Annotated in this window: 15 protein-coding genes; 5 read left to right on the top strand and 10 right to left on the bottom strand. The window is 71.5% G+C overall.

The features are described from left to right. Window positions 1-83 precede the first annotated feature (83 nt). Window positions 84-743: a hypothetical protein gene (locus ACWDR3_RS38815; RefSeq protein ID WP_450357298.1), complete on the top strand. Its 660-nt coding sequence runs from the start codon at window positions 84-86 to the stop codon at window positions 741-743. A 16-nt stretch (window positions 744-759) separates the two neighbouring features. On the opposite strand, the gene ACWDR3_RS38810 is transcribed toward ACWDR3_RS38815, so the two are convergent. The 3 genes from ACWDR3_RS38810 to ACWDR3_RS38800 are packed head-to-tail and all read right to left on the bottom strand — an operon-like array spanning window position 760 to window position 8965. Beyond that, window positions 760-1665 (bottom strand): hypothetical protein, encoded by a 906-nt coding sequence (locus tag ACWDR3_RS38810; protein WP_450357297.1) that lies wholly within the window; start codon window positions 1663-1665, stop codon window positions 760-762. A 2-nt stretch (window positions 1666-1667) separates the two neighbouring features. Then, window positions 1668-3395, bottom strand: a complete 1728-nt coding sequence (locus ACWDR3_RS38805) for a diflavin oxidoreductase (protein WP_450357296.1) — start codon at window positions 3393-3395, stop codon at window positions 1668-1670. Beyond that, window positions 3392-8965, bottom strand: a complete 5574-nt coding sequence (locus tag ACWDR3_RS38800) for a glutamate synthase-related protein (RefSeq protein ID WP_450357295.1) — start codon at window positions 8963-8965, stop codon at window positions 3392-3394. The genes ACWDR3_RS38805 and ACWDR3_RS38800 overlap by 4 nt, the downstream gene beginning before the upstream one ends. Window positions 8966-9302: 337 nt before the next feature. Here ACWDR3_RS38800 and ACWDR3_RS38795 point away from each other — a divergent pair, with 337 nt between their 5' ends. Further along, complete coding sequence (locus ACWDR3_RS38795; RefSeq protein ID WP_450357294.1) at window positions 9303-10133, top strand: alpha/beta fold hydrolase; 831 nt, start codon at window positions 9303-9305, stop codon at window positions 10131-10133. Window positions 10134-10291: 158 nt separating this feature from the next. After that, window positions 10292-13363: an FG-GAP-like repeat-containing protein gene (locus tag ACWDR3_RS38790; RefSeq protein WP_450357293.1), complete on the top strand. Its 3072-nt coding sequence runs from the start codon at window positions 10292-10294 to the stop codon at window positions 13361-13363. Between the two features lie 30 nt (window positions 13364-13393). Here ACWDR3_RS38790 and ACWDR3_RS38785 read toward each other — a convergent pair whose 3' ends face one another. Then, window positions 13394-13996: a TetR/AcrR family transcriptional regulator gene (locus ACWDR3_RS38785; RefSeq protein ID WP_450357292.1), complete on the bottom strand. Its 603-nt coding sequence runs from the start codon at window positions 13994-13996 to the stop codon at window positions 13394-13396. Between the two features lie 124 nt (window positions 13997-14120). Here ACWDR3_RS38785 and ACWDR3_RS38780 point away from each other — a divergent pair, with 124 nt between their 5' ends. Beyond that, the gene (locus ACWDR3_RS38780; protein WP_450357291.1) at window positions 14121-16385 is read left to right on the top strand and encodes an MMPL family transporter; all 2265 of its coding nucleotides are present in this window, start codon (window positions 14121-14123) and stop codon (window positions 16383-16385) included. An 88-nt stretch (window positions 16386-16473) separates the two neighbouring features. Here ACWDR3_RS38780 and ACWDR3_RS38775 read toward each other — a convergent pair whose 3' ends face one another. Continuing rightward, complete coding sequence (locus ACWDR3_RS38775; protein WP_450357290.1) at window positions 16474-17661, bottom strand: serine hydrolase domain-containing protein; 1188 nt, start codon at window positions 17659-17661, stop codon at window positions 16474-16476. Window positions 17662-17984: 323 nt separating this feature from the next. On the opposite strand from ACWDR3_RS38775, the gene ACWDR3_RS38770 reads away from it, so the two are divergent. Beyond that, the gene (locus ACWDR3_RS38770; protein ID WP_450357289.1) at window positions 17985-19211 is read left to right on the top strand and encodes a serine hydrolase domain-containing protein; all 1227 of its coding nucleotides are present in this window, start codon (window positions 17985-17987) and stop codon (window positions 19209-19211) included. 13 nt (window positions 19212-19224) lie between these two features. Here the strand turns inward: ACWDR3_RS38770 and ACWDR3_RS38765 are convergent, their stop codons facing one another. The 5 genes from ACWDR3_RS38765 to ACWDR3_RS38745 all read right to left on the bottom strand — a co-directional run. Then, complete coding sequence (locus ACWDR3_RS38765; protein ID WP_450357288.1) at window positions 19225-19800, bottom strand: hypothetical protein; 576 nt, start codon at window positions 19798-19800, stop codon at window positions 19225-19227. Between the two features lie 56 nt (window positions 19801-19856). Then, on the bottom strand, window positions 19857-21257 hold the full coding sequence (locus ACWDR3_RS38760) for a hypothetical protein (protein ID WP_450357300.1): 1401 nt from the start codon (window positions 21255-21257) through the stop codon (window positions 19857-19859). Window positions 21258-21307: 50 nt separating this feature from the next. Beyond that, window positions 21308-22117: an ABC transporter ATP-binding protein gene (locus ACWDR3_RS38755; protein WP_450357299.1), complete on the bottom strand. Its 810-nt coding sequence runs from the start codon at window positions 22115-22117 to the stop codon at window positions 21308-21310. Window positions 22118-22194: 77 nt separating this feature from the next. Then, entirely contained in the window at window positions 22195-23040 is an 846-nt protein-coding gene (locus ACWDR3_RS38750; protein WP_450357287.1) for a zf-HC2 domain-containing protein, read from the bottom strand. Window positions 23041-23057: 17 nt separating this feature from the next. Further along, on the bottom strand, window positions 23058-23307 hold a 250-nt coding region (locus tag ACWDR3_RS38745), incomplete at its 5' end, for an RNA polymerase sigma factor (protein WP_450357286.1).

Here is a 23307-nt window from a genome sequence, read left to right as displayed (position 1 = left end):
GCGAAGAAGAAACTCGCCGCGCAGTTGGGGCGAAAGGACGTCGAACGGTCCGGACACAAGACAGACGAAGGAAGGAGCAGTCAGTGAACGACGACGAACTGCTGGCCCGCATGAAGGCCGCGGACCCGGCGCTGACATCACAGGCTCCGCCGCCCGACATCACTCGTCTTGTGGAGACCACCGTGAACAGCGACACCGCGCTCAGGTCGGCGACGAACATCTCCGGCGACAGCGCCGGCACCACCACGCACCCCGTGCGGACCCGTGCGGGACGGGGGCGCCGTCAGCTGCTCGGGCTCGCGGCCGCCGGTCTGCTCCTGCTCGGCGGCGGCATCACCGGAGGAATCATGGCGAACAGCGGAAGCGGCGGCGGCAACGGCAACGTCCCCGGACACTCGGCCAAGGCCGCCCCCGGTCTGACGCTCAGCGCCGCGCCGGGCGGCATCGCCGGCAAGTGCATGGAACCCACCCCCGACCTCCTGCGAAAGTACCCGACCCTCTTCATCGGAACGGTCACCTCCGTCAAGGGCTCCACGGTCACCTTCCGCGCCGACTACTGGCTGAAGGGCGGTGACGCGGAGACGATCGTCCTCGACAACGGCCCGCAGGACGTGGAGCACCTGACGTTCTCGAAGGGCGAGCAGTACGTCGTGGCCGCCAAGGACGGCGTCGTCCCGATGTGCGGCGCGAACGGGACGACGCCCGAGAGCGTCGCCGAGTTCCGCAAGGCGTTCGGCAAGTAGCCGTGCCCGGACCGGTCTAGCCGTCGGGGAGTGACGCCGCGAGGTGCTCCCATGCCCCGTGCACGTCCTCCCCGACCATCCCGAACTGCGTGATCACCGCGACGCATCGCCCGTTCTCGTCGTCGAGTTCGAGCGCCGAGGTCGGTCCGTGCGCCGCCGTGGAGCGGACCAGGTGGCACGCTCGGACGGCGGCGAGGTCGATCTCCACCGAGCTCTCCGCGAGCGCCGCGAACACCCGCCCGCCGACGGTCCGGTCGGTGACATGCACCCGGCCGCCGCACGCCTGCATGGCCGCCGGGGCGAACACCGCGACGCCGATGGGCAGTCCGACGGAACAGACGTGGTCGAGCACGGACGGTACGACGTCGACGTCGATCGGCCGGTGTTCGGCCCGGTAGCGGTGGAACGCCGTGCGCCGGGCGACCCCGCCGTCCGCCAACACCGCGTCGAGCTGCGCGAGTTGATCGCCGTTCTCCCAGGCCGGGACCTCGGGAACCGGGACCTCGGGAGCCGGGGCCTGGGGTCCGTACGACCCTGCTTCGACGGTGCTCGTGAGTCCGGCCAGCAGCCGGTCCCCCTCGGAGAGCAGCCGTCCCTGATGGACGGTCCGGCCCGCCGCGTCGAGCAGGCGCACAGAGACCGCGCTCTCCTCCCGCGCGACCACGGCCGCGGCGATCCCCTCGGCGTCGAGGCGCAGCGCGATCGAGCCCGCGTGGACGGCGAACGCGTCGCCGCGCAGGCTCGGGACGGCGTAGCTGCCGGCCTGGTCGATCCGCGCGACCGGCCCGCCGGTGACGGCCTGCACGTACTGGAAGAGCGTGAGGCAGCGGGCCAGTTCTGGCATCCGCGGATCGATCAGCCGCACGCTGCTCTCGCGCCGCGAGCAGCACCCTTCGAAGGCGCAACCGTGCTGGTCCGTCATGCTCAGTACACGTCCCGTACGTAGCGCTTGGCCCGCCGCAGATCCGCGAGGTACTCCGCCGCGTCGTCGTCCCCGCGCCCACGCTGCTCGGCGACGACACCCAGCAGCGCCGCCTCGACGTCCTTCGCCATCCGGGAGGCGTCCCCGCAGACGTACACATGCGCGCCGTCCTCCAGCCACCCGTACAACTCCCGCGACCGCTCCCGCATCCGCGTCTGCACGTAGATCTTCTCGGCCTGGTCGCGCGAGAACGCGAGGTCGAGCTCGGTGAGCACGCCCCGCTCCCGCAGCGCGGTCAGCTCGTCCTCGTACACGAAGTCCGTCTCGCGGTGCCGGTCCCCGAAGAACAGCCAGTTGCGTCCGGCGGCACCCCGCGCGGCCCGTTCGTGCAGGAAGCCGCGGAAGGGGGCGATGCCGGTGCCGGGGCCGATCATGACCATCGGAGCGTCGTCGTCGGCCGGGACGCCGAACGAGGCGTTGGGCTGGAGATAGATGCCTACGGTCGTGTCCTCGCCGGCTGTCCGGTCCGCGAGGTACGTGGACGCGACGCCCTGGTGCCTGCCGTAGCGGACGGACGCGACGGTGAGGTGGATGCGGTCCGGGTGGGCGAGCGGGCTGGACGAGATCGAGTACTGGCGGGCCTGCAACGGGCGGAGCAGCGGGAGGAGTTCGGCCAGTCCCGGCGCGGCCGGGCCCGCGTCGCGGAGCAGGTCGAGGACGTCCCGGCCCCAGAGCCAGGAGTCCAGGTCGGACCGGTCGCCGTGCGCGACGACTGCGGCCAGCTCGCCGGTTGGCGCCCGCTCGATGAGGTCGGCGATCAACTCCCTGGACGGGGTGCGGATTTCGCGCTCGGTGCGCAGCAGCTCGGCCGTCTCCTCGTCGCCGCCTGCACCCAGGTGCTCCAGGAGAGCGGCGACCAGCCCGTCGTCGTTCAGGGGTACGACGGCCAGCGCGTCCCCGGCCTCGTACGTGATGCCGCTGTCCCCGAGGTCGAACTCGTAGTGGCGGATCTCCTTCGCGCTGCGCGGGGCGGACAGGAGCCGGTTCACCGCGAGCCGGGAACGGTAGGGGGTGCGCTTGTTCCAGGGGGAGCGGGGGCGGGCGACGGCCTCTGTGCTCCCCTCCGCGCTTCCGCCTGTCGCGCCGGTCTCGGCCACCAGGCGGTCCAGGACCGTCGCCGTCCACTGCGCGGCCGGTTCCTCGAAGTCGACGTCGCAGTCGACGCGTTCGTGGAGGCGGCCCGCGCCGAGTTGTTCGAGTCGGGTGTCGATGAGCTTCGCTGCCTGGCAGAAGTCGTCGTAGCCGCTGTCGCCGAGTCCGAGGACGGCGTACCGCAGCCCTTCGAGGCGCGGTGCCGTGTCCGACTGGAGTGCCTCCCAGAACAGGCCCGCGTTGTCCGGGAGTTCGCCCTCGCCGTATGTGGAGCTCACGATCAACACATGGGACATGGCGGCGAGTTGGTCGGGGGTGACGGCGTCGAGTGCGGTGGCCGTGCCGCCGAGACCGCGGGCGCGGGCGCCGGCGACCACTTCGTCCGCCAGGTACTCGGCGTTGCCGGTCTGGGTGCCGAACAGGACGTGGACCGTGGCCGTGGGGGCGCCGGTTGTCGCGGCCTCCCTGCGTCCGGCCGCCGCGATGCCCGCGATGAACCCGGCCAGCCAGGACTCCTGTTGGGCGGAGAACGGTGCGTCGGCCGGGATGAGGGACCCGGTCGGGGGCATGAGGGTCATGCGGTCACCGTCTCGGTCGGGGCCTGCGGGATGTGGGTGTGGCGGGCGGCGATGTCGTCGAGCGCGGCCGTCGCGAGCAGTTCGTCGAAGCGGGCGGCGCGGACGTGTCCCGCGTTCTTCGTGGTCTGGTGGACGATCCAGCCGTAGGTGCCGGGGGCGTCCACGCTCAGGTTGTTGCGCTGCCGCAGCGCCCGCTTGTAGTCGTCGAGCCGCTTGCTCGCGATGAGCGTGGCCAACTCGTCGTCGCCGAACCGCTCCAGCGTGCCGCGCAGGTACTTCACCACCCGCTGCTTGACGAAGAAGTCCTCGGTGAGGACGAGGTTGCGGACGGCCTCGGCGACCCGGGGGTCGTCGGGTCCGGTCGCGCCCGGCACCCGTTGCAGCGCGAGGTCCTGGGCGACGCCGAGCACGGTGTACGAGGACAGCAGCGAGAACATGTCGTCGCTGCCCTGGTCGCCGAAGGCCGGGGCCCGGCCGCCGAGTACGGTCCGCCGGTCGCGGTAATCGACCTTGAACGCACGCAGCTTGTCCGTCGCGATCGAGCTCGCCAGCTCGTCCAGCAGCTCACCGCGGGTGGCGGCGGCGAGGATCTCGCCCGCGTCCTGGTAGAGGAGCAGCGCGCGGGGCATCCCGCAGTACACGTGCTCCCGTTCGGACTCCCAGTGCTCCAACAGCCGTGCCGCCAGCGGGGATCCGGTGGCCTCGGCATGCCAGGCCAGCAGCAGGCGTACGGCCTCCTCGTGGAAGGCGCCGTGCGCGGTGTCGGTCACCGGGAACACGAGCAGCGAGTCGGCGCTGACCCGGTCGTGGAGTTCGCCCGACGGGTCGTACTGGTAGAGGAATCCGCCGCTCATGCCGTTGCCGAGGCCCTTGCCGAAGCCGCCGAGGTTGAGGACCGTACCGCCGGTCATGTACTCGCAGCCGAAGTCGCCGAGCCCCTCGACGACCGCGGTCGCCCCGGAGTTGCGCACGGCGAACCGGTCGCCGGCCTCGCCCTGCACGAACGTCCGGCCGCCGGTCGCGCCGAACAGCGCGAAGTTCCCGACGAGTACGTTCCCGCCGCGCTCGGTGCTGCCGCCGCCGGGGGCGCGGACCACGATCCGGCCGCCGCTCTGGCTCTTGCCGACGCCGTCGTTGGCGGTGCCGGTGTGTTCGAGGGTGATGCCGTCGTTGCAGAAGACGCCGTACGACTGTCCGGCGGAGCCGGTGGTGCGGATGCGGACGGCGTCGTCGACGAGGCGGCGACGGCCTCGGTCGTCCGTGGTGACCGCGGGGGCGTGGGCGGGGAGTCGCTGATCACCGTGGTTGAGCAGCCACTCGACGTCGATGGAGAGCTGCCCGCCCACCGACTTGTCGCTGTTGCCGAGGTGAATGCCCTCGACCAGCAGGGACGCCTCGCGCCGGTCGAGGATCGCCTCCTCGACGCGCTCGATGAGGGCGTCGTCCGTGCTGAAGTCCTTCTCCAGGTACTCCGGTTCGGCCACGACCTTCTCGGGCACGCGCGCGAGGAGGCGGCGGACGTCCAGGCGGCCGACGCTCGCCGGGTGGTCGAGGAGCTGGAGCAGGTCCGTGCGGCCCCGGGCCTCCCGCAACGAACGCAGGCCGAGGCGGGCGAGGATCTGCCGTACGTCGTGGGCGATGTTGAGCAGGTACTGCGCCAGGGCGCGCGGATCGCCCTCGAACGCCTCGGAGTTGGTGGTCAGTCCGGCCGGGCACTTCACGTTGCAGTTCTTCGCCATGACGCAGCCGAGCATCATCAGCGCGGTCGTGCCGAACTCGAAGCTGTCGCCGCCGAGCAGCGCCGAGGTCACGACGTCGCCGCCGGTCTGGTGCGCGCCGGAGCAGCGCAGGACGACCTTCTGCCGCAACCCGTTGGCCACGAGGGCCTGGTGGACCTCGGCGACACCGATCTCCGCCGAACGGCCCGCGTACTTGAGGCTGGTGACGGCCGCCGCGCCCGTACCGCCGGTGTTCCCGGCCACGTTGATGACGTCCGCGCCGGCCTTGGCGACGCCGACCGCGATGGTTCCTATGCCCTCGGACGACACGAGCTTGACGACCACCCGGACCCGGGCGGCCTTGCAGTCGTGGATGAGCTGGGCCAAGTCCTCGATGGAGTACGTGTCGTGGTGCGGGGGAGGGGAGATGAGCTCGATGCCGGGGGTGCCGCCGCGGGCCGCCGCGATGTCGACGGTGACCTTGGGCGCGGGCAACTGACCGCCCTCGCCCGGCTTCGCGCCCTGCCCGATCTTGATCTCCAGCTCCTCCAGCATCGGGTCGGCGAGATACCCCGCCCAGATGCCGAACCGGCCCGACGCGAACTGCTTGATGCGGGAGCCCCGGATCGTGCCGTACCGGGAGCGGTGCTCGCCGCCCTCACCGCTGTTGGACATCGCGCCGACCATGTTGGTGCCGTGCGCGACGGCTTCGTGCGCGGTCGCCACGAGCGCGCCGTGGCTCATCGCGCCGGAGGCGAGGGCGCGGGTGATCTCGTGGGCCGGTTGTACGTCGGTGAGGGGGAGGCTGTCGGGGGCCGGGTGGAGGAGGGCGAGGAGGCGGGCGGCGGTGCCGGTGGCGGCGACCGTGACGCCGTCCGCGTCCGCGTGGAGCGTCTCGACCTCGCCGGGGTGCGCGAGGGCGAGGCCGTCGGCGAGGGCGGTGTGGCGGTCGGCGGTGGCGTTGTGGCGATCGGCGGTGTCGGTGTCGGTGTCGGTGTCTGCGAGGCGCAGCCGGAAGGCCGACTCGTCCGTGGCGGAGACGACCAGGCCCCGGACGGTGATGCTCGCGTTGCCGTCCGTCGAGAACCGCCCCAGCTCACGGGCGAAGTCCTTGGCCGTACGCAGCCCGGTGACGTCCGCGGGCAGCGCCAGCACGTCACGCAGCGCGGCGGGCCGACGGGACCGTTCCTCGTGCGTGGTCCGCAGGAAGGCGCGGTAGCCGGGCGTGATCCGGAACGCGTCGATCTCGGCGTCGCTGAGCGCGTCGTACCCGGTGTTGCGGTAGGCGGAGTCGCTGATGCCGAAGGCGTCGTCGAGCTGGCCGAGGGTGAGCAGGCGCAGCGCGTCGGGGTCCTCGGACCGCTCCCGCCGGCCGAACTCCACCGGCTCCTCGGCCATGTCGCCGAATCCGCGCACGGCCGAGACCCCGAACGAGTGCCCGGCCCCGTCCGACCGTTCCTTGAACAGCCCCAGCAGCGGGATCTGTTGCTCGCTCGCCACGGCACGGGCCCGCTCGTGCCACTCGGTCGCGGCCTGGGCGATCCGCGCGAAGCCGACCCCGCCGACCGGCGCCTCCATGTGCGGGAAGACCCGGGCGAGGATGTCGTCACGTGTGTCGAGGTAGTTGGGCTCGAAGAACTCCCCGCCGATGTAACTCTCGGCGGTGCAGAGACCGACCCGCCCCATCGTCTTGGCGAGCGCCTTCTCGGCGGCCTTGCGGAACTTGGCCAACGCCCTGTCGGTCTCGGTGACTTGACCGGCGGGGGCCGGCGGGCTCGGGAACTTCTCCTCGGCGCGCAGCCGCGCACTGAGGCTGTAGACGGCCGAGGCGCCGAACCCGAGCGCGGTGGCGACATGGTGCGAGGACGGCAACTGGCCGCTCTCCGCGACGACCGAGACGCGCAGCCGCAGCCCGGTCTCGATGAGCCGCTGGTTCACGGCGGCGACGGCGAGGATCACGGGCAGCGGGGCGCGCGAGGAGGTGATGGCCCGGTCGGAGAGCACGGCGATACCGCCGCCGTCCGCGGCGAACCGCTCGACCCCGTCGCAGAGTTGCTCCAGCGCGCTCCGCAACGAGTCGGCGTTGGCGGTCTCGTCACCGCTCACCGGTGCGTAGAGCATGTCGAACCGCTCCAGCGGCACGATCCGCTGGTCTCGCAGCCGTACCATGTCGAGATGCCCCAACACGGGTGAGGAGACGACGAGTTGACGGCCGCCGACGCTCCCGACGCTTCCCGTGCCGTCGGGCTTGGGCCCGAGCGCGACCCGCATGCTCATCCCGTCGGCCTCGCGGATGCTGTCCAGCGGCGGGTTGGTCACCTGCGCGAAGCGCTGCGAGAAGTACTTCGCCATGCCGCCCTCGGTGTCGCTGAGCGCGTTGATGGCGTTGCCGTAGCCCATCGCCGAGATCCGCTCCGACCCGTTGGCGAGCATCGGGTCGAGCATGAACCGGAAGCTCTCCTGGTTCAGCGAGTACGCCACGTACCGCCCGGCGAGGGCGAGATCGCCGTCGTACCCGAGTGTCGTGGTCCCGCGGTAGTAGTCGGGCGCGGGCAGGTCGTCGAGGTTCACCCGGGCGCTGTCGAGGAGTTGGGAGTACGGCCGCCGCGCGGCGAGGGCGTCGAGCACGTCGCGCGTGCGCAGCCGCCGCCCGCTGCGGTGATCGACGACGAGCATGCCACCGGCTTCGATACGCCCCCGATGCACGACTTCTTCATCAGGGAAGGCGACTTGGCCGGCCTCCGACGCGACCATCAGGTACTCGGCGGTCTCGACGGTACGCAGGGGCCGCAGCCCGAGCCGGTCGAGCCGTGCGCCGATGAGGTCGCCGTCGCTGAAGATGACGGCGGCGGGCCCGTCGTTCTTCTCCTCGTACAGCGAGAAGTACTCCAGCATGTCCCGTACGGCGACGGGCAGGGTCCGGTCGTTCTCCCAGGCGGGCGGCATGAGGGAGACGACGGCCTCGACGAGGTCGAGCCCGTCGTCGAACACCCGGCTCTGCAGGGTCTGGTCGAGCCGACTGGAGTCGGACTGCCCGGGCGGCCGCACGATGCTCCGAGTCCGGGCCCGCGCCAGCGCCTCGTCGCTCAGCCGGTTCTTCCGGTCGGTGTTGAGCTCCCCGTTGTGCGCCATGAGCCGGAACGGCTGCGCCATGGTCGGATGCGGCTCGGTGTTGGTGGAGAACCGGGTGTGGAAGTACAAGGACCGCACGGAGTGCCGAGGATCGCGGAGATCCCGGAAGTACCCAATGACCTCCCCCGAGTTGAGGCGCCCCTTCAACACCTGGGTCCGCGCGCTGAGCGACAGCGGATACAACCCGGCGTACGCGTCATCGCCGTAGGCGACGGCCTCGACGGCGAGCAGCGCACGATGAGCGCCGGCATCGACGTCATCCCGCGCCCACCCCTCCGGCGCCCGGAACACCCACTGCACGATGGGCAGTTGCTGCGCCTCCGCGGCCGGCCGGGCGACACTGTGATCCACGGGCACGTCCCGCACGAGCAGCAGGTCGAAGCCCTGGTCGGCGATGCTCCGTCCGACGAGGTCGAGGGCGGCGTCACGGCGCCCGGAGTCGGTGGGCACAAAGCAGTTGGCGACCCCGAAATACCCGGCCCGCAGCACTTCCCCGGTAAGGGCGCCGAAGAACTCCACGGACAGATCGACACTCACGCCCCCACCGTCACCGACCCCCTCGGCGGAGGTGCCACCCCGGTGCGGGATGGCCCGGAGCGCCTCGTCGCCCTTGCGAACGACGTCATGACTGGGCACCCCGTCGAGCCGGGTGATGAACCCGACGCCACAGTCACTGTGGTCGCGGGCAGGGTCGTACAGACCGAAGGTCGAGTGATTCACGGGCCCGTCCTGTGAGCGGCTTCCGGCTGGGGGTACCTCCCAGCCCCCTGAGGCACTGGAAAGGACGGCCAGGCTGCGTCACTGAAGCGCTCGCCGCGGGCGGACCGATGGGACGGCCGGGCCCTGAGTGGTGCGACTGTGAACGGTAAGGCTTGCCTAACTTCCACCGCAAGTGGAAAGCGGCTGATGTCCGGCTTGAGGATGTGCCCCCCAACCCCCCGGCGTAGTGTGTTCGAGGTACATCCGGACCGCGTCTCAAGGCGTGAATTCGTCGGTCCCGCGGGCCCCGCGCACCCCCGAGCTGCCGGGGCTTTCACGGGCGAGCGGAGGATCAGGTATGGGTACAGTCACCACCGACGACGGCACCACCATCTTCTTCAAGGACTGGGGTCCACGTGACGCTCAGCCGGTCGTCTTCCATCATGGATGGCCGCTGAGCGCCGACGACTGGGACAACCAGATGTTGTTCTTCCTGGCGCACGGCTATCGGGTCATCGCCCACGACCGCCGTGGGCACGGGCGGTCGAGCCAGACCGCCACCGGCCACGACATGGACACCTACGCAGCCGACGTGATCGCCCTCGCGGCCGCGCTCGACCTGCGGGACGCCTGTCACATCGGGCACTCCACCGGCGGCGGCGAGGTCGCGCGCTATGTCGCCCGCGCCGAGCCGGGGCGGGTCGCGAAGGCGGTGCTCGTGGGCGCCGTACCGCCGATCATGCTCAAGTCCGAGTCCAATCCGGGCGGCCTGCCCATGGAGGTCTTCGACGGCTTCCGCGACGGGGTCGCCGGCAATCGCTCGCAGTTCTTCATCGACGTACCGTCCGGGCCGTTCTACGGCTTCAACCGGCCCGGCGCGAACGTCTCGCAGGGGCTGATCGACAACTGGTGGCGGCAGGGCATGATGGGCGCCGCCAACGCCCACTACGAATGCGTGAAGGCGTTCTCCGAGACCGACTTCACCCAGGACCTCCAGCAGATCGACGTTCCGGTTCTCGTCGCGCACGGAACCGACGACCAGGTCGTTCCGTACGAGGACTCCGCGCCGCTGACGGTCGCGCTCCTGAAGAACGGCACGCTCAAGACCTACGAGGGTTACCCGCACGGGATGTTGTCCACCCACCCGGAGGTGCTCAACCCCGACATCCTCGCGTTCCTGAAGTCCTGACCACCCTCCTGTGCCCCCTGTGCCTGCTGTTACTGTCATGCAGCTGTGCACGGGGGGCATTCGGGGCCGCAGTGTTTTCGCGGCACCATTGACGCGCACCTGATCGGTCATCGCCCTCCCGTCACGCCTTTTTCCGTTGAGAGGCTCAGGAGTCGGCGATGTCCCGTCGTACCACCGCCCGTGGCGTCGTCGCCGCGCTGGCCGTTCTCGCCGTGACCGCCGGCACCGCGCCCGCGAGCACGGGCCTCACCGGTGACGCTCCGGCGGGCACCGCCTTCACATCGGAGAAGGTCTTCCAGTCGGACCGCTACATACCGCGCCAGGACCAGATCCGCAGCGCCGGGACCAGCGGCTATCTGCATGCCCAGGAAGGGCGTTCCGGCTACCTGTGGACGTCGTACGGCACCGGTGCGACGACCGAGCTGGGCGACCTGCCCAGGGTCGGACTCACCGCCTACCTCGGCTCGTCGTCCGACGTCGTGGCCGATGTCGTCTCGCCCACCCAGAAGGTCGTCCTGCGGGACCTCGCCGCCGGTACCAGCACGGACGTGGCGCTCACCCACGGCTCGTACACGGCCACCTTCGGCGGTCACGTGCTGACCCAGGCGCGGGACACCGCCGGCAAACGCGTCCTGTGGCTGTACGGCGACGGCGCCCCCGCCGACGGCACCCTCGTCGACGGATGGCCGGCCGGCATCACCACCGACTTCACCGTGGTGGGCGGCGACAGCACCACCGCCGTCATCGGATACTCGCTGCCGAACGGCGAGCGACACCTGGTCCTGGTCGACCTGGCCGGCGCGAAGGTCACCGGTGACGTCGCCGTGTCCGCCGCTCCGAACGCCGTCGCGCTGAGCGCCGACCGACTGGTCTGGTACCGGTACGACAACCCGGTGGCCCATGTCCTGGACCGCGCCGACCTCTCCGCCGCCGAGACGAAGTTGACGGTGCTCGGCACACAGGGCGAACCGTACGTGGGCATCGCCGGACGCTGGCTGGTGGTGGCCCGTACCGTGCCGTCGAACACGAGCAACCTGGCCGACCGGGCCGGGATGCCGCTGCTGGCCGTCCCCCTCACGGGCGGTGACCCGATCACCCTCCTCCCGCACGCGAACAGTTCCCTCGTCACGGCACCGGACGGCGGTCTGCTGGCCGTCGGCGGCACCGACTCCGCGCACTGGGCCGTACGCCGGGTCACCGACACCGGCGCGGACACCCCGACGCTGATGGAGCTGACCGCCGTACCGCCCGCGGCCGCGACGATCGCCCAACTGTCGCTGCAGAACGGCACCTTGGCCACCGACGAGACCAACAGCGGCTACAGAGGCGGCTACTACACCCGCCGGATCGCCGCCGACGGAACAGTGTCCACGCCGACCCGGCGCAAGCCGGACAACCTCAGTGTCGGCCCGTACGCCACCGGGGACGGCCGCGCCGTGACGTTCACCGCCGACCCCGACCCCGTCGGCTCGTTCGTCCAGTCCATCGACACGACCGACCCGGCCGGCTTCTTCTATCTGCCCTCGGCCGCCGGATCCGTCCTCGACATCACCGGCCGCTACGCGATCGTCAACGGCACCTCGCCCGCCAAGCAGTACGTCGGTGACCTCGGCGTCTACACCGACCTGCAGCCCATCCTGACCCGCTCCATCACGGCCGCCTCCGTCTGGGGGACCAGCCTGTGGACGCCGGGTTCCGGCACCGGTGTCGTCACCGCCAAGGACCTGAAGACCGGAAAGACCACCGAGACCGTCTCCACCGGCGCCCCCTGCGTCCCCAAGGAGCTGCAGGCGGTGGGCCGTTGGGTCTACTGGTCCTGCGGACCGACCGCGACGGCGGGCGTCTGGGACCGTACGGCGAAGAAGAACATCCCCGTCCCGTCCGGGGAGGCACTCCTCAGCGACGGCTACCTCGTCCGGCACGACACCACGGCCGGGGAGCTCCAGCTCACCGACTTCGCCGACGGCAGCGCGGCCACCCGGACGATCGGCGACCTCGCGGCGGGCACGTCCAGTCTGCGCGGGGTCACCTGGACCGTGGACAAGTTCGGCGGGCCCGCGGCCTACGTCGACGCGGACAAGCGGATCCACCTGGTGCCCAGCGGGGTGACCACCCAGCGGCTCTCCGCCGTCGAGTCCGAGGTGACCGACAACACGGGGAACAGCGACCGGGCCACCGACCCGTGGTGGCGGTGGCGCGGACTGCTCTCCAAGCCCGCCGCCTCCTGGCAGGCCACGTTCACCAGCAAGACCACCGGCGCCGTGGTCCGTACGCTCTCCGGCGGCGAGGTCAGCGGCGACCTGGCCGCGCACTGGGACACCCGTGACAGCAAGGGCGCGTTCGTCCCGAACGGCACGTACACCTTCAAGCTGACGGCCTCGCCCGCCGACGGTACGGGTCCCGCGCTGACGGTGTCCCAGACCGTCCGGGTGTCCTACGGAGCCGCCGTGCGCCGCGACTTCACCAACGGCGACGGCTGGGCGCCCGACGGCATCGGCGACGCCCTCACCCTCACCTCCTCCGGAGCCGTCGGCTACCGGCCGGGCAACGGCACGGGCGGCTTCGGCAAGGCCGTGACCGCCTCGGGCTGGCCCTCCTCCGCGACCCTGGTCCCCTTCGGCGACCTCAACGGGGACCGCCGCAACGACGTCCTCGTCCGGTTCAGCAGCGGCGAGTTGCGCGTGTACCGGACCATGCTCGGACAGCCCCTCCTCACGAGCACCCCGCACACCTCGCTCGGCAAGGGCTGGAACCAGTACGACGTCCTGACCTCGCCCGGCGACGTCAGCGGCGACGGCCGCCCGGACCTCATCGCCCGCAACTCCGCCACCGGCGCCGTCTACCTCTACAAGGGGACCAGCGCGGGGAAGCTGTCGGCGCGCGTGAAGCTCTACGACAACTGGAAGACGTACAAGAAGGTCGTCGGCGTCGGTGATCTCAACGGCGACGGGGTCGGCGATCTGGTCGCGCAGGACAAATCCAACAACCTGTACCGCTACTTCGGCACCGGCAAGGGCACTTTCAAGGCGCGCGTGAAGCTGTTCGGGGCGTGGGGCGGGTCCTACAACGCGATCGTCGGGGTCGGTGACATCACCGGCGACGGCAGGGCGGACCTCGTCTCCCGCGACACGAGCGGGAACGTGTGGCGCAACAGCGGTGACGGCAAGGGGTCGTTCGGCGGGCGTACGAAGATCGCGACCGGGTGGCAGGTCTACAAGAACGTCTTCTGACGGCCCACCCCGTCGGTCCGGCCGCAGGGCTCAGCGCCGTGCGCTCGCCGTCATCGCCTCGATGCCCCCGCTGAGGAAGGTCATCGCCGCGCCGATCGCCTGGGCGCGGTCCGCTCCCTCCGGGTGGGCGAAGATCTCGGTGACCAGGGCGGCGGCCGCGGCGGCGGCGAGGCGGGGGCCGATGCCGTCCGGGGACTGGCCGGTGTCCTCGGCGATCATGCGGGCGCCTTCCTCGATGGCCGCCGTCATCCGCGCGGTGCGCACCGCGCGCAGTTCCGGGTTGACCTCGAACATGCGCAGTTCGAGCTCGTCGGTCCCGTCGTGGCAGGCCATCTCCTCGCGCAGCCAGCCCTCCAGGGAGTGCACGACGCTCTCGCCGGGGGCGCGGGTGCGCAGGGTCTCGGTCAGGTGCAGCGCCGTGGCGTCGAAGGTCGCGAAGGCGATGTCCTGCTTGGAGCGGAAGTACAGCGTCACCGTGCGCGGGGAGACCTCGGCCGCCGCGGCGATCTCCGCGATCGTCGTGTCGTCGTAGCCCTGCGCGGCGAAGAGCTCGAAGGCCGCGCGGGTGATCGCGGCCCGCCGCTTGGCCTTTCCGCGTTCACGCAGGCCGTCCCCCGTCGCAACCCTGTCCATGGCGTCCAGCATACCCGTCGGAGTGCATTTTTACCGGCCGTGGTAAAAATGCATTAGGCTGTAAAAATCCTGCTGGACCGACGGGATCGACGGCTGTCGAACCCCGGAACGAAAGAGACCTGCCGTGGCGAAACGCTTGTACGCGCTGGGACATTGGGCGGCGCGCCGCCGGGGCCGGGTGCTCGGGGTGTGGGTGCTGCTCCTCGTGGTGGCCACCGGTCTGGGCACCGCCCTCGGCGGAAAGGTGACGACCCAGTTCTCGGTGCCGGGCGTCGAGTCCCAGCAGGCCCAGGACCTGCTGAAGGCGAAGTTCCCGCAGGCGGCCGGCGGCACGGCCCGCGTCGTGTTCGCCGCGCCGAAGGGGGCCACGCTCGGCGACGCGAAGGAGCGGCAGGCCATCGCCGCGACCCTCAAGGAGGTCGCCGCGGTACCCGGGGTCATCAACGTCACGGACCCCGCGAAGACCGGCGCCCTGTCGAAGGACGGCACCATCGGCTACGCCGACGCGCTCTTCGGCAAGCCGGCCGACAGCGTGCCCCAGTCCGCCAAGGACCGGCTCGACGAGGCCCTCGACCCGGCGAAGAAGGCCGGCCTGGAGGTCGAGCTGGGCGGCACCGTGTCCACCCCGCCGGCCGAGGTCGGCGGCCCCGCCGAGGTCGTCGGCGTGGTCGTCGCCTTCGTGGTGCTCGCCCTCGCCCTCAGCTCACTCGTGGCGGCCGGACTGCCCCTGGTGACCGCGCTCGTCGGTGTCGGCGTCGGCGTGATGAGCGTCCAATTCCTGTCCCGCTTCATCGAGATGACGAACACCGCGACCGTCCTCGCGCTGATGATCGGCCTCGCGGTCGGCATCGACTACGCCCTGTTCATCGTCTCCCGCCACCGCGAACAGCTCGCCGATCCCGAGCAGGACGTACCCGACTCGATCGGCCGCGCCACCGGGACGGCGGGCAGCGCCGTGACCTTCGCGGGCGTGACGGTCATCATCGCGCTCGCCGCGCTCTCCACGACCGGCATCCCCTTCCTCACCGTGATGGGCCTGGCCGCCGCCGGGACCGTACTCCTCGCGGTGCTGGTCGCCCTGACCCTCGTACCGGCGCTGCTCGGCTTCCTCGGCGAGCGGCTGCGGCCCAAGTCCGCGCGGCCGGGGGTGAGTTCACCGCAGACCAAGACGCCCGGCCGTGAGCGCAAGCCCGGTGCCTGGGGGCTGGCCTGGGGCCGGCTCATGACGCGCTTCCCCATCCCGGTCCTGGTCGTGAGCGTCCTCGGCCTGCTCGCCCTCGCCCTGCCCGCCACCGGACTGCGCCTCGGCCTGCCCAGCAACGAGACCCAGCCCACCTCCAGCACCCAGCACAAGAGCTACGAACTCCTCACCAAGGGCTTCGGCCCCGGCTTCAACGCGACCCTCGTCGTGGTCGTCGACGGCACCCACATCCCCGCCGCGCAGCGCGAGTCGGTCGTCAAGCAGGTCGCCGACACCGTCGGCAAGGACCCGGACATCGCGACCGTGGCCCCGCCCAACGCCACCCCGGACGGGGCGATCACCGTGCTCGGCGTCGTGCCGAGGACCGGCCCCGACGACCAGAAGACCACCGACCTGGTGCACCGGCTCCGCGACGACGCGGTGACCCCGGTGACCGACGCGGGCGGCGCGGCCTACGTCGCCGGCGCGACCGCCGCCGGGATCGACGTGTCGGCGAAGCTGGCCTCGGCGCTGCCGCTGTTCATCACGATCATCGTGGTGCTCGCGCTGCTCCTGCTGATGCTGGCCTTCCGTTCGATCCTGGTGCCCCTCAAGGCCGTTCTCGGCTTCCTGCTCTCCATCGCGGCCAGCATCGGCGCGGTCGTGTGGGTCTTCCAGGACGGTCACCTCACCGGGCTGTTCCAGGTCGCGGCGGTGGCACCGATCGCCTGCTTCGTGCCGGTCCTGCTGATCGGCGTCCTGTTCGGCCTCGCGATGGACTACGAGGTGTTCCTGGTCAGCCGGATGCGGGAGCACTTCCACCACCACCGGGACGCGCGGGCCGCGGTCGAGCACGGCGTGGAGCGCAGCGGCCGGGTCGTCACCGCGGCGGCCCTCATCATGGCGGCCGTCTTCGGCGGCTTCATCTTCAACCACGACCCGACCGTCAAGACGATCGGCTTCGCGCTGACCATCGGCGTCCTCATCGACGCCTTCGTGGTCCGCCTCACGATCGTCCCCGCGGTGCTGAGCCTGCTCGGCCGTCACGCGTGGGCCCTGCCCAAGTGGCTGGACCGCGCCGTCCCGAACGTCGACATCGAGGGCGACTCTCTGCCTCCGCGCGTCACGACGGCGGGGCAAGCGGCAACGCGTACGGCTCCGCACACGGCTCCGGCCGCCCCTGAGCCCGTGCGGGCCGACAAGAACTGATCAGTCACGACGAGGCGATACGTGAACGCCGGTGCGGGCGGCTCCGGATGAGCCCCCGCGCCGGCGTTCGCGCACCCCGAGCCCTCCGTTACTTCCTTGCGGCGCACAGTTCCGTGTCGATCAGCGCGTTCTGCGCCAGCTCCGTGGACAGGTCGGGCGCTCCGTCGCCGGTCGCCTCCAGGACGACGGTGTGGCGGCCGTCGGCGCTGACCCCGTCGCGGGTGGTGTAGCCCATGAGGTCACCGGCGTGGCTGTAGTAGACGCCGCCGCAGGTCAGCGGGATCTCCATCAGACCCAGGCCGTAGCGGGCGCCGGGCCAGACGGGGTCGAGGGAGGCGGCCCGTACCGTCGTCTTCATCTCGGCGAGCTGGGCCGGGCGCAGCAGCTTGCCGCCCAGGAGCGCCGAGAAGAAGCGGGTCAGGTCGCCGGTCGTGCTGATCATGGCGCCGGCCGCACCGGCGGCCGACGGGTTGACGTCGGTGACGTCGATGGTGGGCCCGCTGTCGCCGAAGTCCGAGTATCCGTGCAGGTGTTGGCCGGGGATGCGGGCGGAGGTGTCGGGCGCGGAGGTGTCGCGCAGGCCCAGCGGGCGGATGACGCGCCGGGTCACCTCCTGCTGCCAAGTGTGGCCGGTGGCCTTCTGGATGATCATCCCGGCCAGGATGTAGTTGGTGTTGGAGTACTCCCACTGGGTGCCGGGCGCGAAGTCCGGCGCGTGCCGCATCGCGATCCCGACGAGCTGCCGCGGGGTCCAGGTGGTGTACCGGTCGGCCTCGAAACCGTCGACGCTCGCGATCTCGGGGAAGTCGGCGGTGTAGTTGAACAGCCCGCTGGTGTGGTTCAGCAACTGCCGTACGGTGATGGCGTTTCCGTCGTTGCCGTTGCCGTCCACCACGCCGGGCAGCCAGTGTTCGACGGTGTCGTCCAGTGACACCCGTCCCTCGCCGACGAGTTGCAGCAGCACCGTGGAGACGAAGGTCTTGGTGGAGCTGGCGATCCGGAACCGGTCGGTGACGCGCGCCGCGCGCCCGGTGGCGGTGTCGGACACCCCGGCGGTCGCGTACCGCCGCCCCTGCGGACCCGTCGACTGGGCCACGACGGCCACCGTCCCTGTCTTCTGGATGGCGTCCACGCTCTTCTGGAGCGTGGAGTGCGAGTGCCGGGACTCCTTGACGCTCGACGCCCGCGTCTCCGTGGCGTTCGCGACGGGCGTCGCGAGACCGAGGCCGAGGGCGGCCAGCGCGGCTACGGCGGTGAGGTGACGGATCGTCATCATGGGCTGTCTCCCGGGGAGTTGGCGGTTCGGTGCACCGGCCTTCGGTGTGCTCACCAACCTAGGAAGAAGCCGCACGGTGATCGATCCAGCATGCGGGCCGGTCCGCCGTACAGCCTGCTGTACCGCCGTACCCCCTCCCGCCGGCCGGATCAAACCCTGAACCCACGTGGTACGTCCGAACGCCGGTCCGATCGAGTGGACTCGAAGGGGCGCGCACGGCGGGAGGGCTTCCCGGTGGACCCCGGATGGTGGCGTGGCTTCCGCAGCCCCTCAGCCCGTCAGCCCCTCGGTCCCTCAGCCCTGAAGCGGAAGAAGCCCCCCACATGCGACGTACCCCCTCCCGACGCCTCTTCGCAGCCGTGCTGCTCGTGGCGTCCGTACTGACCCCGATGACGGCGGTCTCCGCCACCGCCGCCACCCCCACGACTACCGTCCATCCCGTGGGTGCGGACCGGCACGACCATGACGACTGCCCGGCGCACGGCCTCGGCCGTGACCTGACCGCCCGGCTCGACAAGGCCGTCGCGGACGTCCGCCGGGAGGCGGGCATCCCCGGTGTCGCCGTCGGACTGTGGATGCCGGGCAAGGGGTGCTACGTCCGCGCGACCGGCGTCGCCGACAAGGCCACCGGCGAGCCGATGAGCACCGACTTCTACTCGCGGATCGGCAGCGAGACCAAGACCTTCACGGTCACCGCGCTGCTCCAGCTCGTCGACCAGGGGCGGATCCGCCTCGACGACCCGATCGGACGCTACATCCACGGCGTGCCGAACGGCCGCCGCATCACCCTGCGCCACCTCGCCGAGATGCGCAGCGGGCTGTTCCCGTACAGCTCAGACCCCGACTTCGTGCACGACCTGCTGAGCGACCCGACCCGCACGTTCACCCCGAACGAGCTGCTCGCGTACGGCTTCAAGCACCGCAACACCTCCGCGCCGGGCAAGGTGTTCGTCTACAACAACAGCAACCTGGTCCTGCTCGGCCTGGTGATCGAGAAGGTCACAGGACACCACGTCGCCGACGTCATCGACCGGCGGGTGCTGCGCCCGGCCCACCTCGACCGGACGCTGTTCCCCGACGGCCCGAACGTCCGCGAGTTCCCCGAACCGCACGCGCGCGGCTACACCAACCAGACGCTGAGCGGCGAGGTCGTCGACTCCACGGACTGGAACCCGAGTTGGGGCTGGTCGGCCGGCGCGATGATCTCGACCATGGACGATCTGCACCGCTGGGCGAGGATCGTCGCCACCGGCACGCTGCTCAGCCCGGAGACCCAGAAGCAGCGCCTGAAGACGCTGCCGACCGGCTTCCCCGGGCTCAGCTACGGCCTCGGCATCTTCGACAGCGACGGCTGGATCGGCCACAACGGCTCCATCCCGGGCTACGAGTCCGTGACCGTGTATCTCCCGGAGGAGAAGGCGACGTTGGTCGTCCTGCTCAACACCGACATCACCTCCGCCGGCCAGGAGCCGTCCTCCCTGGTCGCCCGCGCGATCACCGAGATCGTCACCCCCGACCACGTCTACGACCGCCCGGTCCCGACGAGTTGACGGCTCCCGCCGCCTACCGCCTCGGCCCCGCCAGGGCGTAGGCGGCCGTGCCGCCCACCAGGAGGAACAGGGCCGTCCAGCCGGCCGCCGGAGTGCCCGGCGGCAGCAGCAGCCAGGACGTCACCCGCGTCGGCGTACTCGTGGCTGGCGGCGCGACGAACGACAGCGAGAGCCAGGCGAACGGCGGTGTCCACGCGTACCGGCCGCCCGCGAGCGCCGCGCCCAGGGCGGCCAGTCCGGCCAGGCCCGCGCTGTCCCGGACGACGAACTCGGCGGTGGCCATGGGCGCTCCCAGCGCCTGCACGGCCAGCAGCACCACGGCGACGACCGCCCCGGCGAGCAGGACGTGCGCCGCCCTGCGCGGCACCCAGCGGATCGCGGCCGTCCGGTCCAGCGCGAGGTCCTGCCCGCCGAGCCCGATCGAGGCCGCCATCACGCCCATGGCGAGGACGAGCACGGGCAGCCGCGGATCAGCGGGCTCCCGACCGCCGTCCGGGGCGAGCGCCCATATCACCACTGTGCCGATCACCACGGCGGCGAGGGAGGCGGGCACCTGACGCGAGCGGGCGTACAGCGTCAGCCATCTCACGGACACCCATGGCGCCGGCATCCCTGGCAACTGGCCCCACCTCAACGGCACTTGTCTCACCGGCCCGTGCCGCCGGACAGCACCTCGAACGGGTCGCCCTCGCAGGAGAGCGCGGTGTCGCGCATCGCGTTGATTCGCGCGACCTGCTCGGACCACGGCAGCGCCTTGAGCTTCTTCCACACCGGACGGGTCTCGGCCTCGACCTCGCGGCGCATGCTCGTCGACGTGCCGGGCAGCGGCTTCAGCTCCCCGAGGACCCAGCCCACCGCGACGGTCTGCGCGTAGTCGGCGCTCCCGAAGCCGCTCCAGCCGACGGGGGTGCAGTCCGGCGCCAGCCCTTTGGCGAGCAGGGCCCAGGTCAGCTCCTCGCCCTTCGCGCCGGCGACGACGGCATCGTCGAAGCCGAAGAGCACGGTCGTACGGGACCACCGCGGCGTCGATCCGTACGGCTGCACGGCGGTGTTCTCCCGGACCGCGACCGGCGCCCGCTCGCCCAGCGCGCCGTGCAGCAGGCGCAGCGCCTCCTTGCCGGGAGCCGCCAGTCCGGCGAGCCGGTCCTGGTGCGCCCTGGCCACGCAGACCGGACCGTCGCACACCGACTCGGCGGCGGCCCTGTCGACGACATACATCCGGCGTGGGTCGGAGGGCAGGACGAGCAGGGCGAGCACCGCGCCCGCGACGACGGGGGTCAGGGCGAGCAGCCGGGTGCGCGGGGTCGCGGCGACCAGCAGCGCGAAGCCGGTCACGGCCATGCCGAGGAGCCAGATCGTCTGGCCGATGTGCACGGGGGCGGAGAGCGTGACGAGGACGTTGTGCACCTCCTCCACTTCCGGTGAGAGGAGGGAGATCCGCTTCGGCTGCGTGCTGTCGAAGCCCGTCGCCGGGTCGATCGTCGATGTCCGGCCCAGGGACATGTGCATGAGCGCGGTGAACACGAAGGCGCCGATGGCCAGCAGGGGCGGGGTGAGCGCGGACGGCAGGGCCCGCGCGGCGCCCATGCCGAGCAGGGCCCCCGCGACGAGGAAGAGCGCACCGATCAGGGAGATCGGCAGCCATCCGAAATGCAAGTAGTCGGTGTGGGCGGGCACTTGGACGCCGCCCACGAGGACGAGGAGCGCGAAGGCCGAGGCCAGCGTGATCGCCGTCGCGCCCGCCGGCACCGCCGCGCGCTGCCGGGCGGGCCGCGGGGTGCTGGTCAGCAGCTCGCCCATCTTCGAGCGGTGGTCGCGCAGCCCCTGGAGGGCGCCGAACCCGACGGCGAGCGGCCACAGGTAGAACTGCAGGCTGCGGGTCCACAGGGCGAGGGACGTCCACTGGGCCGTCCACGCCGTGGTGCCGTTCCACCAGGTGGCGTTGTTCAGCAGGTAGAGGAACGCGAGCGCGCTCGTCAGGATCACGCCGCCGGCCCAGGGGGCGAGGGAACGTCTCAACTCGGTACGCAGGACACGGAAGTTGATCTCGACGCGGGGGACGCGGAGGTTCACGTCGTCGCGCAGGACACGGGCGTTCACCAAGAACCCCTCTCGCGCTCGGGGTTCTGCAGCAGCGCCGAGTAGCCGCGCTCCAGCGGGCTGTCGCCCACGTGCTCGGGACCGCCGGCCGCGGCCAGTTCGTCCGGGGTGCCCTGGAAGACCAGCCGGCCCTCGGCGAAGAGCACCACGTCGGTGCAGGCGGCGGCGACGTCCTCGACCAGGTGGGTCGAGACGACCACGCAGGTGTCCGCGCCGAGCTCCTGCAACAGCTCGCGGAAACGCAGCCGTTGGGCCGGGTCCAGGCCGGCCGTCGGTTCGTCGAGGAGCAGGATCGCCGGATCGTTGACGATGGCCTGGGCGATGCCGACCCGTCGGACCATCCCGCCCGACAGCGCCTTCATCTTCTCCTCGGCACGGTCGGCAAGACCCACCCGCTCCACGGCACGCTGCACCGCTCCGGGGATGTCCGCCTTGGGCACCTCCTTCAGCCACGCCATGTACTCGACGAACTCCCGCACGGTGAACCGCTTGTAGTAGCCGAACTCCTGTGGCAGATAGCCGATCCGGCGCCGCACCGCCCGGTGCTCACCCATGCCGCCGGCGGACTCGCCGAGCAGTTCGAGGGTGCCCTCGGCGGGCCGCAGCACGGTGGCCAACGCCCTGATGAGGGTGGTCTTTCCGGCCCCGTTGGGCCCGAGCACGCCGTGCACACCGGTGCCGAGCGACAGGTCGAGCCCGTCGACGGCCATCCGCTTCCGGCCGACCCTCACCTTGAGTCCGGTGGCCCGGATCTCCCAGGCGTAGGGCGTCGGCGCGATGTCGGCCGCGCTCACCGCGGGCATCATGTGGTGGTCCTTTCCGGTCGTTTTCAAGACGGCTTTCTCGATGGAGACTTCGGGGACTCCGACGGGCGCCTCGCCGGTCATCGATGCGCCCCCAGCACGGAGTACGCACCCCTGCGGGCGATCACGACACCGACGCCGAGCGCGAGGACCAGCCCCCACACCGGCAGCCCGCCCGTCTGCAGGGCGAAGGTCGCCCGGCTCGCGGCCACGGTCGGTGTGACGACGACGGCGGCCCATACGACCACCACCGCGACGGCGGCCCGGGTCACCCCGACGACACCGCCGAGCGCGAGGGTCGTCGAGGTGAAGGCCAGACAGGGCAGCAGCCACTGCGCGGCCGTCACGCCCGGCACGCCCGTCGCCCAGCCGGCCACCAGCAGCGCCGGCACGACCACGGCGAGCACGGACGCCGTACGGCGCAGCACCAGGTGGAGCCCGGCCCGGGGGACCGACGCCGTCAACTCGTAGGCCGGATCGAGCCCTTGGGACCAGGAGGCCGCGACGCCGAGGACCGGCAGGACCGGGGCGAGCAGCAGCACCAGCGACACCTGGCGGGGGCCGGAGCCGAGGCCGAAACCGCCGCCGGCCAGGTCGAGCAGCAGCGCGAGCAGGGTGACGCTCGCGACCATCGCCAGCCACGGCACCATCGTGGGCGTCAGCCAACTCGACAGCCGTACCGAACGATGCCGGCGGCGCGGCACGGGGGCGGTGGCGGTGAGCCGGGGTTCGAGGCCGGACCAGACGGTGCCGACGAGCGCGGCCACGGCGGGCGCGTGCGCTGCGACGGCAGCCGAGAGCCGGTCCCGGCAGATCCTGCATGTCTCCAAGTGGGCTTCCACAGCCCACACTTCGTCGGCGGCGAGGTCCGTGCCGCCGCGTGCGTAACCGTCGATGATCCGCGTCGACGCGTGCTCCACGTTCATGTCAGCGTCCTCCGCCCTCACGTCAGCGCCCTCCGCATCGCGATCCGGGCCCGGCGCGCACGGGTCTTGACCGTGCCTTCGGGCAGCCCGAGCAGGACGGAGGTCTCCCGGACGGAGAGCCCGTCGAGCACCATGGCCTGCAGTACCTGGCGCAACTCCGGCGCGAGGCGGCGCAGCGCGTCACCGACGTCTCCGCCGACGGTGGCCGCGAGCGCCTCCTCCTCGGCGGCGGGCGCCGCGTCGGCGGGAGCGGCGGCCAGGGGCGGC

This window comes from Streptomyces sp. NPDC001002 (genome assembly GCF_053599215.1).
This window is presented reverse-complemented; position numbering and strand designations above follow the sequence as displayed.